Annotated in this window: 15 protein-coding genes and 1 tRNA gene; 3 read left to right on the forward strand and 13 right to left on the reverse strand. The window is 56.0% G+C overall.

Features of this window, described 5'->3' with window-relative positions; all coding sequences use genetic code 11:
• Positions 1 to 49: 49 nt before the first annotated feature.
• The 4 genes from purK to ppiB form a co-directional block, all read right to left on the reverse strand.
• Positions 50 to 1,114, reverse strand: a complete 1,065-nt coding sequence (gene purK, locus D7S44_RS01270) for a 5-(carboxyamino)imidazole ribonucleotide synthase (RefSeq protein ID WP_120451341.1) — start codon at positions 1,112 to 1,114, stop codon at positions 50 to 52.
• Positions 1,111 to 1,620: a 5-(carboxyamino)imidazole ribonucleotide mutase gene (purE, locus tag D7S44_RS01275; protein ID WP_120451342.1), complete on the reverse strand. Its 510-nt coding sequence runs from the start codon at positions 1,618 to 1,620 to the stop codon at positions 1,111 to 1,113. The genes purK and purE overlap by 4 nt, the downstream gene beginning before the upstream one ends.
• 131 nt (positions 1,621 to 1,751) lie before the next feature.
• Positions 1,752 to 2,468, reverse strand: coding sequence for a UDP-2,3-diacylglucosamine diphosphatase (gene lpxH / locus D7S44_RS01280; RefSeq protein ID WP_120451343.1), 717 nt, complete (start codon positions 2,466 to 2,468; stop codon positions 1,752 to 1,754).
• Positions 2,468 to 2,962 carry a peptidylprolyl isomerase B gene (gene ppiB / locus D7S44_RS01285; protein ID WP_120451344.1) on the reverse strand — a complete coding sequence of 165 codons (495 nt, stop codon included), beginning with the start codon at positions 2,960 to 2,962 and terminating at the stop codon, positions 2,468 to 2,470. The genes lpxH and ppiB overlap by 1 nt, the downstream gene beginning before the upstream one ends.
• A gap of 216 nt (positions 2,963 to 3,178) precedes the next feature.
• Between ppiB and cysS the strand changes: the two genes are divergently transcribed.
• Both cysS and D7S44_RS01295 read left to right on the forward strand, forming a co-directional pair.
• Positions 3,179 to 4,564: a cysteine--tRNA ligase gene (cysS, locus tag D7S44_RS01290; RefSeq protein ID WP_120451345.1), complete on the forward strand. Its 1,386-nt coding sequence runs from the start codon at positions 3,179 to 3,181 to the stop codon at positions 4,562 to 4,564.
• Between the two features lie 58 nt (positions 4,565 to 4,622).
• The gene (locus D7S44_RS01295; protein ID WP_120451346.1) at positions 4,623 to 5,720 is read left to right on the forward strand and encodes an AAA family ATPase; all 1,098 of its coding nucleotides are present in this window, start codon (positions 4,623 to 4,625) and stop codon (positions 5,718 to 5,720) included.
• Between the two features lie 31 nt (positions 5,721 to 5,751).
• Here the strand turns inward: D7S44_RS01295 and ybcJ are convergent, their stop codons facing one another.
• Together ybcJ and folD are read right to left on the reverse strand one after the other, a co-directional pair.
• On the reverse strand, positions 5,752 to 5,964 hold the full coding sequence (ybcJ, locus tag D7S44_RS01300) for a ribosome-associated protein YbcJ (RefSeq protein ID WP_120451347.1): 213 nt from the start codon (positions 5,962 to 5,964) through the stop codon (positions 5,752 to 5,754).
• Positions 5,964 to 6,830, reverse strand: coding sequence for a bifunctional methylenetetrahydrofolate dehydrogenase/methenyltetrahydrofolate cyclohydrolase FolD (gene folD, locus D7S44_RS01305; RefSeq protein ID WP_120451348.1), 867 nt, complete (start codon positions 6,828 to 6,830; stop codon positions 5,964 to 5,966). Before folD ends, ybcJ begins: the two co-directional genes overlap by 1 nt.
• A gap of 181 nt (positions 6,831 to 7,011) precedes the next feature.
• On the opposite strand from folD, the gene D7S44_RS01310 reads away from it, so the two are divergent.
• Positions 7,012 to 7,088: transfer RNA gene (locus tag D7S44_RS01310), tRNA-Arg, on the forward strand.
• A gap of 309 nt (positions 7,089 to 7,397) precedes the next feature.
• Here the strand turns inward: D7S44_RS01310 and D7S44_RS01315 are convergent.
• The 7 genes from D7S44_RS01315 to norR all read right to left on the reverse strand — a co-directional run bounded on the left by D7S44_RS01315 (position 7,398) and on the right by norR (position 15,448).
• A complete protein-coding gene (locus D7S44_RS01315; RefSeq protein WP_120451349.1) occupies positions 7,398 to 8,378 on the reverse strand; it encodes a GlxA family transcriptional regulator in 981 nt (326 codons plus the stop codon).
• Between the two features lie 125 nt (positions 8,379 to 8,503).
• Positions 8,504 to 9,283, reverse strand: coding sequence for an MBL fold metallo-hydrolase (locus tag D7S44_RS01320; RefSeq protein WP_120451350.1), 780 nt, complete (start codon positions 9,281 to 9,283; stop codon positions 8,504 to 8,506).
• A 383-nt stretch (positions 9,284 to 9,666) separates the two neighbouring features.
• Positions 9,667 to 10,179: a serine protease inhibitor ecotin gene (eco, locus tag D7S44_RS01325; protein WP_120451351.1), complete on the reverse strand. Its 513-nt coding sequence runs from the start codon at positions 10,177 to 10,179 to the stop codon at positions 9,667 to 9,669.
• Between the two features lie 658 nt (positions 10,180 to 10,837).
• A complete protein-coding gene (locus D7S44_RS01335) occupies positions 10,838 to 11,752 on the reverse strand; it encodes an alpha/beta fold hydrolase (RefSeq protein WP_120451352.1) in 915 nt (304 codons plus the stop codon).
• Positions 11,736 to 12,914: a serine hydrolase domain-containing protein gene (locus D7S44_RS01340; protein WP_158591208.1), complete on the reverse strand. Its 1,179-nt coding sequence runs from the start codon at positions 12,912 to 12,914 to the stop codon at positions 11,736 to 11,738. The genes D7S44_RS01335 and D7S44_RS01340 overlap by 17 nt, the downstream gene beginning before the upstream one ends.
• Before the next feature lie 179 nt (positions 12,915 to 13,093).
• Positions 13,094 to 13,717, reverse strand: coding sequence for a pyridoxamine 5'-phosphate oxidase family protein (locus tag D7S44_RS01345; RefSeq protein WP_120451354.1), 624 nt, complete (start codon positions 13,715 to 13,717; stop codon positions 13,094 to 13,096).
• A 210-nt stretch (positions 13,718 to 13,927) separates the two neighbouring features.
• A complete protein-coding gene (gene norR / locus D7S44_RS01350) occupies positions 13,928 to 15,448 on the reverse strand; it encodes a nitric oxide reductase transcriptional regulator NorR (protein WP_120451355.1) in 1,521 nt (506 codons plus the stop codon).
• Positions 15,449 to 15,539: the final 91 nt, after the last annotated feature.

A 15,539-nucleotide genomic window follows, 5' to 3' on the forward strand; every position in this document is an offset into this window, starting at 1 on the left:
TTGCCCACGCGGGCGCCCCACTAACAGCCCCAGCGGGACAGGCCCGCTGTCAGAACTTCTCCACAGCCCAGGCGATGCCGCTGGCGTACTCCGGCGGCAGCATTGGCACCAGCGCCTTTAGCGCCGCCGTCAGCCGCGCGCTGTCGCTGTCGGTCAGGTTCAGATGGCCGACCTTGCGGCCCGGACGCACCTCTTTGTCATACCAGTGCAGATGCACCAGCGGCTGCTGCAGCCAGTCGCGGTTTAACGCCGTGCCGATGAGATTCACCATTACTGACGGCGCGAACACCACCGGCTGCGGCAGCGCCAGACCCAGCACGGCGCGCAGATGCAGCTCGAACTGGCTGATGGAGGCGCCGTTTTGCGTCCAGTGCCCGCTGTTGTGCACGCGCGGCGCCAGCTCGTTGATCAGCAGGCCTTCCGGCGTGACGAAGCACTCCATCGCCATCACGCCGACATAGTTCAGCTCATGCATAATTGCGCTGAGCATCGCTTCGGCCTGCGCCTGCTGCGTGGGGTCCGCCTGCGGGAAGGCGACGCTGGTGCGCAGAATGCCCTCCTGATGCAGGTTGTGGGTCAACGGATAAAACACCGTACGGCCATCCTGACCGCGCGCGCCGACCAGCGACACCTCGCCTGAAAAATGGATGCCTTGCTCGACGATGCACTCGCCGTAGCACTCGTCCGGCAGCGCCTCGGTTTCATCTGCGCGCAAACGCCACTGACCACGTCCGTCATAGCCGCCGGTGCGGCGCTTAACGATCGCCAGTTCGCCCAGCGAGGCGAATACCTGTGGCCACTCGCTCTTCTCCGCCAGCAGCTGCCAGGGCGCGGTAGCGAGGTTAAGCTGGTCGAGCAGCTGTTTTTGCGTCAGACGATCCGCCAGACGCGGAAAAATATCGCGGTTCACAAAGGCGGGGTGGTCCGCCAGCTCCCGCGTCAGCGCGGTTTCCGGCCAGCGCTCGATTTCGGCGGTGATCACGCTCTGCGCAATCGGCAGCGCGTCAGGTTCGGCGTCAAGACCGACCGGATAGACGGCGATGCCCAGCGGCTCGCCCGCCTGGCGCAGCATGCGGCCCAGCTGGCCGTTGCCCAGTACGCAAACTGGCTTCATGCGTCCTCCCGCGGGTCCGGGTTATTCAGCACCTCATCGGTCTGCGCCTGGCGCCATTCGCCGAGCCGCGCAGCCAGCGCCGCATCGTGAAGCGACAGAATCTGCGCCGCCAGCAGACCGGCGTTAGCTGCGCCCGCTTTGCCGATGGCTAAGGTGCCGACCGGAATGCCGCGCGGCATCTGGACGATAGAGTAGAGGCTGTCGATGCCGCTCAGCGCCGCGCTCTGCACCGGCACGCCCAGCACCGGCACCAGCGTTTTCGCCGCCAGCATGCCCGGCAGATGCGCCGCGCCGCCCGCGCCCGCGATAATCACCTGAAAGCCGTTATCGGCGGCGGTTTCGGCGAAGCTGAACAGTTTGTCCGGCGTGCGGTGCGCGGAGACCACTTCAACGTGGAAGGGCACGTCCAGGCTGGTGAGGATTTCCGCAGCGAACTGCATGGTGGACCAGTCACTTCTGGAGCCCATTACAATAGCAATGCGGGCCGGGGCGGCGTTGGATGACATGCGGTCAACTCCTGTGAATAAACAAACGAACCTGGCCGGTCGGGCAGGTAAAGAAGGGCACAGAGAATAGCATGAGAAAGGCGCAAGGAAAACGGTTGCGTCGCCGTGATTCCGGCACGTTTCGCGGCGTTTTAAAAGTCGAATTCGATAAGGCGAATGCCGCTGGCGTCGAGCTGGATCATCGAGCCGCGCTCATGCCATGCGCCTAATACGGCACGTTCGGCAGGCGCGCCCTCTAAAACGAAGCGGTGGATTGCCGGACGATGGGTATGACCGTGGATCATAATGCTCACCTGCTGGCGCAGCATCGTCTCTTCAACCGCCCCGGCGTTGACGTCCATAATGGCGAGAGATTTATGCTGGTTCGCCTGTTTGCTGCCGTCGCGCATGCGTGCGGCGATGCGCTGGCGAATAAACAGGGGCAGGGCGAGAAAAAGACGTTGCAGCCAGCGCTGATGCACTTTGGCGCGAAAACGCTGATAGCCTGCGTCGTCGGTACAGAGGGTATCGCCGTGCAGGATCAGCACGCGATGGCCGTAGCACTCCAGCACCTGTTCTTCCGGCAGAAGCGTCATGCCGCTGGCGCGGCCGTAAGCCTTGCCGAGCAGAAAGTCACGGTTGCCATGGATAAAGTAGACCGGTACCGGCAGCGCGCGCAGCGCGTCGGCGACCTGCTGGTGCAGCGGGTCAGGATCGTCATCGCCAATCCAGGCTTCAAAGAGATCGCCAAGGATATAGAGCGCGTCGCAGCGCGGCGCTTCACGCGCCAGAAAACGCAGAAAACCGGCGATGATCGCCGGTTCTTCCTGACACAGATGCAAATCTGCGATAAACAGGGTGCGCGACATTACTCGCTGACGGTTACTTTCTGGATGACAACGTCATCTTTCGGTACGTCCTGGTGCATGCCGCTACGGCCGGTAGAGACCGCTTTGATTTTGTCGACCACGTCCATACCTTCTACGACTTCAGCGAACACGCAGTAGCCCCAGCCCTGCAGGCTTTCGTCACGGAAGTTCAGGAAGTCGTTGTCGGCTACGTTGATAAAGAACTGCGCAGTAGCGGAGTGCGGAGCGGAAGTACGCGCCATCGCCAGGGTGCCGCGGGTGTTTTTCAGGCCGTTGTTCGCTTCGTTGCGAATTTCAGCTTTGGTGTCTTTCTGCTTCATGCCCGGCTCGAAACCGCCGCCCTGGATCATAAAGCCGTTGATAACACGGTGGAAAATGGTGTTGTCATAAAAACCTTCACGGCAGTATTCGAGGAAGTTTTGCACGGTAGCGGGCGCTTTATCGTCGAAGGTTTTAATTACGATGTCGCCGTGGTTGGTCTGGAAGGTAACCATCATTCTCGTCCTGTAAAGGTTGTCGTCAGTCGTCTGGCCGCCAAAAGCGCGCTGGCCATTTTAGTCGACGCTTCTTATATCATAAATTCCAATGGCGCGTCAGCACGCCCGCGGCGCTGTTGGCACGCTGCCGTCGCGCAAGCGCGAAAAATACGGCACAATAACTGAATAACCTGATAAAAGTGTTTACCGCACTCGTCTAAACGGAACTGTTCAATGCTAAAGATTTATAACACCCTGAGTCGACAAAAAGAGGAATTTAAACCTATTCATGCTGGCGAAATCGGCATGTACGTGTGCGGTATCACGGTGTACGACCTCTGTCATATTGGCCATGGCCGCACTTTCGTGGCCTTCGACGTGGTGTCCCGCTACCTGCGCTACAGCGGCTATCGTCTGAACTACGTGCGCAACATCACCGATATTGATGACAAGATCATCAAGCGCGCCAATGAGAACGGCGAGAGCATCGAGACCCTGACCAATCGCATGATTGGCGAGATGCATAAAGATTTCGCCGCGCTTGGCATTCTGCCGCCGGATCTGGAGCCGCGCGCCACGCGCCATATTCCTGAGATTATCGAGCTGGTAGAGCGTTTGATCGCACGCGGCCACGCCTATGTCGCCGGCAATGGCGACGTGATGTTCGACGTGCCGAGCGATGCCAGCTACGGCGTGCTGTCGCGTCAGGATCTGGAGCAGCTGCAGGCTGGCGCGCGCGTGGAAGTAGCCGAAGTGAAGCGCAACCCGATGGATTTCGTGCTGTGGAAAATGTCGAAAGCGGACGAGCCCGCCTGGCCTTCGCCATGGGGTAACGGCCGTCCGGGCTGGCATATTGAGTGCTCGGCGATGAACTGCAAACAGCTTGGCGCACACTTCGATATTCACGGCGGCGGCTCGGATCTGATGTTCCCGCATCATGAGAATGAGATCGCGCAGTCTACCTGCGCCCACGACGGTCCTTACGTTAACTACTGGATGCACTCCGGTATGGTGATGGTGGATCGCGAAAAGATGTCGAAATCCCTCGGCAACTTTTTCACCGTGCGCGACGTGCTGAAGCACTACGATGCTGAGACGGTGCGCTACTTCCTGATGTCGGGGCACTACCGTAGCCAGCTCAACTATGGCGAAGAGAACCTGAACCAGGCGCGTGCGGCGCTGGAGCGTCTTTACACCGCGCTGCGCCACACCGACCGCAACGCTACGGCGGCGGGCGGCGAAGCGTTCGACGCACGCTTCCGCGCAGCGATGGATGATGACTTCAATACGCCGGAAGCCTACTCTGTGCTGTTCGATATGGCGCGCGAGGTCAATCGCCTGAAAAGCGAAAACGCCGATGCGGCTAACGGCCTGGCGGCGAAGCTGCGCGAGATCGCCAACGTGCTGGGCATTCTGCAACAGGATCCTGAGCAGTTCCTGCAGAGCGGCGCGCAAAGCAACGCCGACGAAGTGGCTGAAATCGAGCACTGGGTGCAGGCCCGTGCCGACGCGCGTAAAGAGAAAAACTGGGCGCAGGCTGATATCGCGCGCGACAAGCTGAACGAGCTGGGCGTGATTGTGGAAGACGGGCCGCAAGGCTCTACCTGGCGTCGTAAGTAAAACCAAAAGGGCGCGCTGGCGCCCTTTTTTATGCCACAGCGGATAACCTCTTTGACCTATGCCAGTTGAAAAGATTGAGATTCGCGGTTTTCGCTCGGTGCGCCAGCTGACGCTGTCGCTACAGCAGCTTAACGTTATTAGCGGCCCGAACGGCTGCGGCAAATCGAACCTCTACAAAGCGGTTAAGCTGCTGCACGACGCCGCCAGCGGACGGCTGGCGGCGGCGCTGGCGGAAGAGGGCGGCATTCAGAAAGTCATGTGGGCGGGCGGCCTGCGTCGCGGCGATCGCCGCCACGACCCAAAACGGCTGACGCTGGCGGCGCAGATGGACGATCTCGACTATCAGCTTGATATCGGTTTTCCGGAGCCGCTGGAGACTTCACTCTTCAACCTCGACCCGCTGGTCAAAGAGGAGCGTATCTGGCTGAGCGGCCAGCGACGGCGACCTGCCTCCTGCATTATGCAGCGGCAAAATCAGACGGCGTTTCTGCATAACGTTGACGGGGAGCGCGTGGCCTATCCGGCGACGCTGCATCCTGAAGAGTCGCTGTTCGGCCAACTGGGTGAGCCGCACCGCTATCCTGAACTGTCGCAGCTGCGCGAACGGCTGCGACAGTGGCGTTTCTATCACGAGTTTGCCGTCTGGCCGGGATCGTCGATCCGCGTGCCGCAGACCGGCGTCCGCTCGCCGGTGCTGGCGCATGACGGCAGCAATCTCGCCGCCGCCTGGGCGACCATCGTCGAGCGCGGTCATCATGAGCTGCTCTATGCAGTGACCGCGCAGGCGTTTCCCGACAGCGTGTTTCACGTTGATGTACAGAACGGCCGCTTTCAGATGCAGATGTCGCGACGCGGCGTGTTGCGTCCGCTCGACAGCGTAGAATTTTCAGACGGCACGCTGCGTTTTCTCTGTCTGGTGGTGGCGCTGCTCAGCCCAAGGCCGCCGCAGTTTATGGCGCTTAACGAGCCGGAGAACAGCCTGCATGAGGATTTGCTGCCTGCGCTGGCGCACCTGATTGCCGAAGCGAGCCAGTTTTGTCAGCTCTGGATCACCAGCCATTCGCCGCGTCTGGCGCACCTGATTGCGCAGTACGCGCCGGTGAATCATATTCGGCTGGAGCAGACTGAAGGCGAGACGCGTATTGCGGAGGAGTAGCTGGCGGGGGCGTCCCGCAGGACGCCCCGGTTTATGCGGTGACAGTAATACGCTGTCCGGCGAACTCGACGGTTTGTCCGGCAACGATTTTACAACGCTTGCGGGTTTCTACCGCGCCGTCAACGGTCACTTCGCCGTCGGCGATAACGATTTTCGCCTGCGCGCCGCTCTCTACCCAGCCTTCCAGCTTCAGCAGATCGCACAGGTCGACGTGAGGGTGTTTACCCAGTGCAAAGCTCGCCATTATGCTTCCTCTTTATCGTGATAAGTTTCGCACGCGTGCAGCGTGTTTTCGATCAGCGTGGCGACCGTCATCGGCCCTACGCCGCCCGGCACCGGGGTGATGTAAGAAGCGCGCTCAGAGGCTGCGTCGAAATCAACGTCGCCCACTACTTTGCCGCTTTCCAGTCGGTTAATGCCGACATCGATCACTACCGCGCCCGGCTTGATCCAGTCGCCCGGAATAAAGCCTGGTTTGCCGACCGCGACTACCAGCAGATCGGCGTGCTCGACGTGGTGACGCAGATCTTTGGTGAAACGATGCGTGACGGTGGTGGTACAGCCCGCCAGCAGCAGCTCCATGCTCATTGGACGGCCCACGATGTTAGATGCGCCAACGACCACAGCGTTCAGGCCGTAGGTGTCGATATTGTAGCGCTCAAGCAGCGTTACGATGCCGCGCGGCGTGCACGGGCGCAGCGTCGGCGCGCGCTGGCAGAGACGGCCAACGTTGTAGGGATGGAAACCGTCAACATCTTTGTCCGGCGTAATACGTTCCAGCACTTTAACGTTGTCGATGCCAGCCGGCAGCGGCAGCTGCACCAGAATGCCGTCGATCTCGTGATCATTATTGAGATCGTCAATCAGCTGCAGCAGTTCAGCTTCGCTGGTGGTTGCAGGCAGATCGTAAGAGCGAGACACGAAGCCGACCTCTTCACAGGCGCGGCGTTTGCTGCCGACATAAATCTGCGAAGCGGGGTTTTCACCCACCAGAACGACTGCCAGACCCGGCGCACGTTTACCGGCCGCCAGACGCTGCTTTACTTTTTCCGCAACCTCAAGGCGCACCTGCTGCGCAATCGTTTTACCGTCAATAATTTTTGCTGCCATCAGAGAGGAAATCCACTGTGTTGTGTTAAATCGGGGAAAGGCGCCTATTCTGTCAGAAGCGTGACGCGCTGTCAGGTTCTGAATCGTCGTCGGTTGTCTGATTCTTCGGCATACGCATCGCACGTACGGCCAAAAGCGTTGACTCGTTGAGGTCTCGCCGTATAATCCTCGCCATCCCCGTGCGCCCTTAGCTCAGCTGGATAGAGCACCGGCCTTCTAAGCCGTAGGTCACAGGTTCGAATCCTGTAGGGCGTGCCATTTTCTCTTCCATTAATTCCTTCTGAAGTCTGTAAGGTCCCTTAAAAAAGCGTAACGAAATCAGCGCCTGCTGAGGTTTCCTCCTGTCCGGAGGAGAGGGAGCAAAACAGCATCGGGATTTTCCAAAAATGCATATCATCTGGTTGCCGACACCTTTCTGGTCCGGCAGGAAAAGTGATGATAAAGCGACGCTGACAGCCCTGAAGCAGAATATTAGCAAAGGCGAGTCTGATAGCCATTTCCGGCGTGAATGGCCGTGCTGCGCGGCAGCGCAGGGCGCCGGAGCGGATAAAATGCAGGGTATCTCTGTTACGACAGGTTTTCTTCCCGGTCAACCGGTTCAGGGCCGCAGAATGCCCGGCGCCATTCGCTGGGGCTGACGCTGAATCTCGCCTTAAAGCTCTGACGAAATGAGACTGGCGACTGAAATCCGGTCATCTCAGACACTTTTTCGATACTGTGATCCGTCGTCTCCAGCAGCTCCTGGCTTCGCTGAAGCCGCTCTGCGTTAATCCAGTCTCCCAGCGTGGTTCCCGTGGCCTTCAGGAAGTGGCGGGTCAGCGTTCGTCGGCTCATGCTGACAAATCCGGCCAGCGAGTCGAGGTCGTGTGGCTTGTCCAGATTGCGGCGCAGGTAATCCATTAATTCATTCATTTTACTGTCCCGTGTGGAGCCCGGAACCGGACGCTCTATAAACTGGGCCTGCCCGCCTTCACGGTAAGGAGGAACAACCATCCTTCTTGCCACCCGGTTGGCAACGGCCGAACCGTAATGGTCGCGGATAATGTTCAGACAGCAGTCAATACCGGCTGCCGTTCCGGCAGAGGTGATGAGCCGCTCATCGCTGGTATAAAGCGAGTTACTGTCCAAGTGAACGGCAGGAAAGCGTGCAGTAAAGTCCTTTTCATACTCCCAGTGTGTGGCGGCGCGGCGCTCATTGAGCAGGCCCGAGTAAGCGAGCACATAGGTGCCCAGACAGAGGCCCACCACTTCCGCACCGCGCTGCCAGGCGCTTATCAGCTTATCAAGCAGGGCCTGAGAGGGTTTTTCATCAGGGTTATTCCAGTACGGCACGATGATAATATCTGCAGCGTCAAGTCGTTCCAGACCGTGCTCTACATTGATAGACAGGCCGATATCCGACTGGACAATACCCGCTTTTTCCGCGCAGATTTCGAGGCAGAACAAATCAGGTTCCGGCATTGATGACCCGAAAAGGATACAGGGCACTGAAAAGTGAAACGGGCTGAATCCAGCCGTGGCGATCACGGCAACTGTCAGAGCAGACATAATGTTTACCTTTCCGTCAATGATTGCCACCAGAGCACCAGTGGCTGACAGGCTGATTTTAACCGGCCACGTTGGCCGTCAGCCGGTCGTTATAACGTTTTTCCTTACTCAGGTATCAAGGCCGGTCAGAAAGCGAGAGTCTCACCATCTGCCGGAATAAGCACCTGACTTTCAATACCCTGCTCAAGCGTAAACTCACGCAGCTCCGCACGGGTAAGCAGGCAATGGTTAATCGATTCCATATGTGAGGCAACGATGGTTGCAGAGGGCAGCATCTTAAGCGTGCGCAGCGTGTCCTCTTTACCCATGATAATCGGGCCATAGAGATCGTTAACCGCATAGCCGGTATTCAGCACGACAATGTCTGGCTGGAAGCGTTGCAGGTTTTTTGCATAAGGTTTTACCCAGACGGTATCGCCGGCTATATAAAGCGTTTTTTCACCGTGGTGCGTAAAGACCAGTCCGCACGCATCCCCCAGTAAAGCACCCCATTCAGCATCGGCGTAGAGCTCATTACTGCCGTGCTGGCCGTCGGTTTTGTAAATCGTCAGACCGTCCACGAAATGATTTTCCTCTTTCAAAACGCGGATATTAAGAAAGCCCTGAGAACGGATCAGTGCCGCATCATTCTCATCCTGCGTGTAAATAAGCATATCTTTAGGCACGGCCTGCTGTGCTGCCTCGTCCCAGTGGTCAGTATGCGTGTGCGTCAGGATCACAGCATCAACGTCCAGCAAACTCTCAACCGCTACGGGCAGGGCCACCATGGGGTTGCGAAGATGCGGGCGCGCATTTCCCGCAAAACCTTCCCAGGCCTCTTTCTCTGCCAGCATAGGATCGATAAGGAATGTCTTACCGGCATATTCCAGTACGAGAGTGGCATTACGGACTTGTGTTAGCTTCATTTCTTACTCCATTAATTCGTCAGGTTTTAAGCCACAGCCTGCCGCGACCTGTCAGCGAGCAGGTGGCTGCGAGTGGATTTACTGTAAGAGGTGAAGCCAGAAAGCCGTGACAGGCTCCGGGGTCATTAGTCGATGAAATCAGGTCAACTTAACGCGATCGGGCGGACAGTCGCGATAACGCTGCTGCCCGTCATCCTGACCGGTTCTGTTGGAGGAGGGCGGGGTGTTTGGTGCCAGTGTCCGCTCTGTGCTAAAAGCGGACGTTTGCAGCATAAATTTAAACTAGTCAATGGAAGGCAGTTTAAAGTCTGATAATGGGCAGAAGGAGATACTGTTTATTATCGGAACGCTATACCCTGGTAAGCAGACCGCCTTTAATATAGCTATCTTATTTTTGCGGAAACAATTTTATCATCTGCTTTCCAGATGCGGTATTTAACCTCAATGTTATCGGGAGTATAAACGACAACTGGTAGCTTACTGTTATAACTCAACATGCCATTCGCACCGAGACTGGCCCCCACGAATTTTTTTTCCTTCTTCTCTTCTGGACAGGCCATCATAGTAGAGACGTGCATCACGCCTGAATCTGATGTTTTCGCTGTTTCAAACACATAATAAGGGTACCCCCAGCCATCGACTGTTTCGCTCTTCAGCTGGCCCAGAAGTTGATGAGCATTACAGTCAACTTCTAATGTTTGACCAATCATCAGCTCGACTTTATATAAATACTCATTCTTAAGCTCGGGCAGCTCTATCACCTGACGACTTATACCTTTTTCCGGTTCTGGATAAGGCGCGATAGCTTTCAAAGATTGCTGCTGAGTGGAAGCGCTAGCCGAAAGGCAACCAACAGACATCAGCAAACATAGAGCCCACGAGGAATTTCTGGTCATTAAGTGTGTCCTTGAGTCCATTTCAAAAATATCAATAGCTAACAAAATGGTGAAAGTTAGCGTTAAGCGCTGCGATTTTATTTAAAGTTAGTGGTTAATGTCATCCGAAAGAGCGATAGCGGCATCCAGGTTGTGTAAAAAATAGTTTACATTATCTTTGTGTGGGGTTGCGTGCGCGAACCCTCCTAAAAGCGTCATCTGTCACAGGGGTGATGATTAGAGGAAACGTTAAAAGAGTTCGAAAAACGCTTATTTAACGTATTTATACCAAACGGTTTGACGCATAGATGTGTGTTTGCCGGAAACGGATATCGATAGCCTTTGTTTGTTAATCAATAGCGGCCAGGTTAAAGAAAACCATAATGAAAGGCGGCAAATAATTTATAGATTTAAGCTGCTAATAAAATTAGCAATATCAGATTACAAACCGCCACATCGTAACACCTCCGGCGTTTCGGGATGACCGGATAAAAAACAATGGTGGCGGCATGTTATGCTCGTATAAAATATGCAGCAGCGCTGGCAGAGAATAACGATATTCACCGCTACAGCGCGCTTAAGGCTGACTTTATTGAATATCATTCGACGCTGGTCCTGACTGACGCAGGCGGCCACCGCAAATCTGACAATCCAGCTTCACCGCCTTAAATCACTCAAATCAGAGCTGCGCATCAAGAAAAGCGCAAAGCCTCTCCAGGAAAATGTCTGGTACTTCTTCATGGGGCGAATGCCCGCAGGGTAGCGCCTCGCCGGTTACCTGCTGCGCTTTATCACGCCACGTCGCCACCACATCATAGAGTTCGCCGACCGTTCCTTTTTCGCCCCACAGCAGCAGTAGCGGGCAAGCGATTCTTTTCTCACTGTCTGCCGCGTCGTCTTCCAGATCGAGGGTGGCGGCGGCGCGGTAATCTTCACACACCGCGTGTATCATCTCTGGCTGCTGATAGCAGCGCAGATAGTCGTTGAAGACCGCTTCTGAAGTGGCACCAGCGGTTTTTAGCTGCCCTTCGATATGTTTTTTCAGGAAAAAACCGGGATCGTTCGCAATCATGGTTTCAGGCAGCGGCCAGGGCTGAATCAGAAAAAACCACCAGAAATAGCGGGTAGCGAACGCTTTATTGGTCAGCGCATACATGGTCGCCGTAGGCGCGATATCCACGAATACGCAGCAGCTCACCTTGTCGGGGTGATCCAGCGCCAGCCGGTGGCCAACCCGACCTCCACGATCGTGGCCGACGAAAGCCACCTGCTTATAGCCCAGCGCCTCGATCAGCAGGCTGATATCTTCCGCCATGACGCGCTTAGAGTAGGGGCGGTGCTGCTCGTCGCTGGTGGGCTTGTCGCTGTCGCCATAACCTCGCAGATCGGGCAGGATCACGCGGTACTTTTCTGCCAGCTGCGGGGCAATCTTACGCCAGGTAATATGGTTCTGAGGATGGCCATGAAGCAACAGCAGCGGCTTGCCCGAGCCGCCCGTGGCGACGCGCAGCCTGATGCCGTTAGCAAGGGTAATATCCTGTAGCCTGAAACCTGGAATGAAAGGCGACTCACCCTGTTCAACTATAGGGTTCATGGTTTTCTCCTCGATGTATTGAGACAGGGTCACTATCACCGGCATAGCGCGAGGCTATTTCCTGTGCCAGTTTTCCTGCCTCAGACTCTCTGAAAAAGCGACTTGCGCAGTCAGCCTGAGGATCCGCATGCATGGAGCCTGCATTGGTCAATATAGCCACGACACAGTCGCTGTGCTGATACCACCATACGCATGCGCTAAAACCCAGAACATTGCCGCCGTGCCCTAATGCCGGGCCGTAGTCTGTTTCGATCCTGAACAGGCTTAACCCCATTTCGCCACTTTCAGCCGGGAGCCAGCGCTGCATCGCCTTCATGCTTTGCGGGTTAAGCAACTGCGCGTTTTTAAGGGCAAGAATAAAGGTCATGATGTCTTGCGCAGTGGAAACGATGCCGCCAGCGGCCCATTCAACAGCGAGGCTGGAGGCAGATACATTTATCAGGCCATAAGGTGCCGGGTGAAAATGCGGGGAAAAACCGGCGTTTTGTATAAAAGCAGCATCCAGCCGGTGATACTTGCCGGCAAGGTTTCCGCTCTTCGCCGGGGAAGCGCCTGCCATACAGGTATTTTTCAGGGACAGCGGCGCCAGAATTCTTTTGCTCAACTCTGCTTCCAGGCTGTTCTGCGTTATTTTCTCAATTAACAATCCCAGCAAGGTGAAGTGGGTATTTGAATAGTGAAAGTTCTCGCCTGGCAGGCTTAACGCTTTTTTGCCCCGGATATAGTCAAGGGTTTTATGCGGCATCCAGCGTCTTTCTGGATTCAGATGCTTTCCGCGCGCATCGGAAATCCAGCCGGGATCATCTTCCCAGCTTGGGATAGCAGCGTAATGGGACAAAAGTTGTCTGGGGGTGACGGTATCGGCATGGGCAATTCGGGATAAAAGCTTTTCGTCGAGCCAGCGCGAGACGGGCGTGTCGAGAGGCAGCAAACCCTCTTCATTTAGCTGAAGAGCTAATACCGCAATAAAGACTTTCGTTATGCTGCCAATGCCGAAAAGCGTTTCTGGCGTGTTTCTGGTGCCGTTTTCTACGTCAGCATAACCAGCGGCTTCATGCCATATTATCTGGCTGCCCTTGCCGATGGCCAGAGATACAGCAGGAAAGCGGGTCCGCGTTTTCTGAAGAAGTAAATCCTGCAACGCGCTTTCGGGTGAAGCCATTTTGCTTCCTTCTGAATAAAGACATTTATGACGCAAAGAGAGAGAACAGCGCGCCACTGGCTTAAGTATGGCTGTTCCTGACATTACAGGTAATCAGCTCAGGCCAGTCGCTCACCGGCTGCAGGCGCTGTAGCCTTTTGATGAGCCTGGCTATGACCGTAGTCGAGGTACAGGTAATATCAGTAAAGCGTGTTTTTTAATCGTTCCGGCAGCGCCTGATCATAGGCATCGCCATTAATTTCAGACCGGGAAAGCTGATGAAGAATAGAGCCTGGGCTGGGGAGCTGGTCACGCTTGATTTGTACGGCGGGATCCCAGAGCTTTGAGCGAATGATGGCGCGGCTACACTGAAAAAAAACGCTTTCGACCGCAATACGCAAGACCGTTTTAGGCAGTTGATGGTTTACGGCGAACCTGTGGAGTAATTCTGGATCCGTCGTGATCTTCGCCGTGCCGTTCACGCGCAGCGTTTCGCCAATGCCTGGGATAAGAAAAAGAAGCGCAACGCGGTTATCGTGAAGAATATTGCGCAGGCTGTCTATGCGGTTATTGCCTCGCCTGTCGGGCAATAACAGCGTCTTCGCATCTTCAATGACGACAAAGCCCGCCGGATCGCCTCTTGGAGACACATCGAGTCCACCCGGCCCTGAGGTTGCCAGCGCCACAAAGGGCGAGGCTTCGATAAAAGGGCGGTAGGCCGGATGAATATGGTCAGTCTCCTTGGTTAAAGAGGGTTTTGCGACTGCGCCATAAATCCGTTCCAGCTCCGCATCACTCGTAATGAATGTCTGTTCAACAGCCATATCCTCCACCGCCTTCTGTATTCAGGAATACGCTCATCACCTTTATACATGACGGCTGGTGGGGATGCACTTGCACCGCTGAATAGCGGTCGGCTTTACTCAGGCAAAAGCCCGGTCTGCGCATAACGCATCTTGCACATCGCTTCGCTGCCTGAAGCTGCCAGCCCGGTTAAAGGAGACCATCCTTCGTTCTGACGGCGAACGGCGTCTTTACTTCAGTCCGAGTTTGCGGGCCAGACGATGTAGGTTTCCCGGATCGAGTTCCAGCTGACGCGCGGTTCTGGCCCAGACTCTCCCGGTGCTTTCATAGACCTGCTTAATGTACTTATATTGAAACTGACGGGTTGCCTCGCTAAGGCTCGCTAAGGGCAGAGACGGCGCGGTTTCGGTCGGCGCTGAACGAAGGGGCGTTTCGCCTTTCAGGTTGAAGTGCTGAGGCAGCAAAATGATTTCGCCGCTGCGTGACTCCGCCTGCGCGATGATGACCGCACGATAGATGGCGTGCTCCAGCTCGCGCACGTTTCCGGGCCAGCTTGCTGCTTCAAGCATGGCGCTGGTGGTCGGGCTAAGGGCGATGCTGGTCAAACCAAACTTTATCCGGCACTTTTCACAGAAATAGCCGGCAAGCAGCACGATATCGTCGCGCCGCTCCTGCAGCGAGGGCACGAACAGGGGAAAAACGCTTAAACGGTGATAAAGGTCAGCCCGGAATTTGCCCTCCGTAACTGCTTTGCGCATATCCATGTTGGTCGCCGCGATGATGCGGACATTGACGGTCAGAGCTTTATCCTTTCCCACGCGCTGTAGATCGCCATACTGAAGTACGCGCAGCAGTTTAGCCTGTAGCGAGAGCGGCAGTTCTCCAATCTCATCCAGAAACAACGTTCCTTTATCCGCCAGTTCAAATTTACCTGGCCGATCGTGAATAGCGCCGGTGAAAGCGCCTTTGACGTGGCCAAACAGCTCGCTCTCTGCGACGCTTTCCGGCAGCGCGGCGCAATTAAGGTAAATCAGGGGCTGCGCGGCGCGATGGGAGAGGCGATGGATTGCCTGAGCAATAAGTTCCTTGCCGGTCCCTGTCTCACCCATGATCAATACGCTCAGGTCAGAGGGGGCGACAACGGCGATCTCTCTCTTCAGATGGGCGAGCGGCGCGGACTCACCAATAATCTGCATCTCCTCATTCCCTTCTGGCCGCATATGCTGCGGGATAAAGGAGGAGGGCGGCTTTTCTAACTGCTCAACCAGCAGGGCGTTGTTCAGGGCACCAGCGGTCAGGCTGGCAAGGACGCGCAATTCCTCATCGCTGTAAGTATCAAACTGATGCGCGTCCATGCCGTCCAGGGTCAGGGCACCGATCAGCGTCTGCCCCGAAAAGAGCGGCATGCCGACGCACGCATGAACATGTAATTCGCCCTGTTCGGGGATCAGACCGTCGTAGGGATCGGGCAGATCGTTATCCGCAGGAAAGCGCACAACATCGCCTGCGCGCGCGATCGCTTCCAGCCGTGGATGCGCATCAAGGCTAAACCGGCGGCCCATAACATCAGGGGCAAGCCCGGCCGTAGCCAGAGGTCTGAACTGCTGATTTTCATAGCGTAACAGGGCGGTAGCGTCACAGCTTAACGCCTGGTGGATGCTTTTTATCATCCGCATAAAGCGGTCACGCTCACGTACGCCGTTCTGAATATCGACAGCCAGCGCCGCCAGGGTTTCAACTGAGAGAGCCATAGTGTCACCTGTACAATAGATGTCTTAATAACAATATTAACTATTGTTATAAATACAGTATGGGCCTTCTCCCTTGATGCAAATCAATTAG

Source organism: Pantoea piersonii, assembly GCF_003612015.1.
Lineage (GTDB): Bacteria > Pseudomonadota > Gammaproteobacteria > Enterobacterales > Enterobacteriaceae > Pantoea > Pantoea piersonii.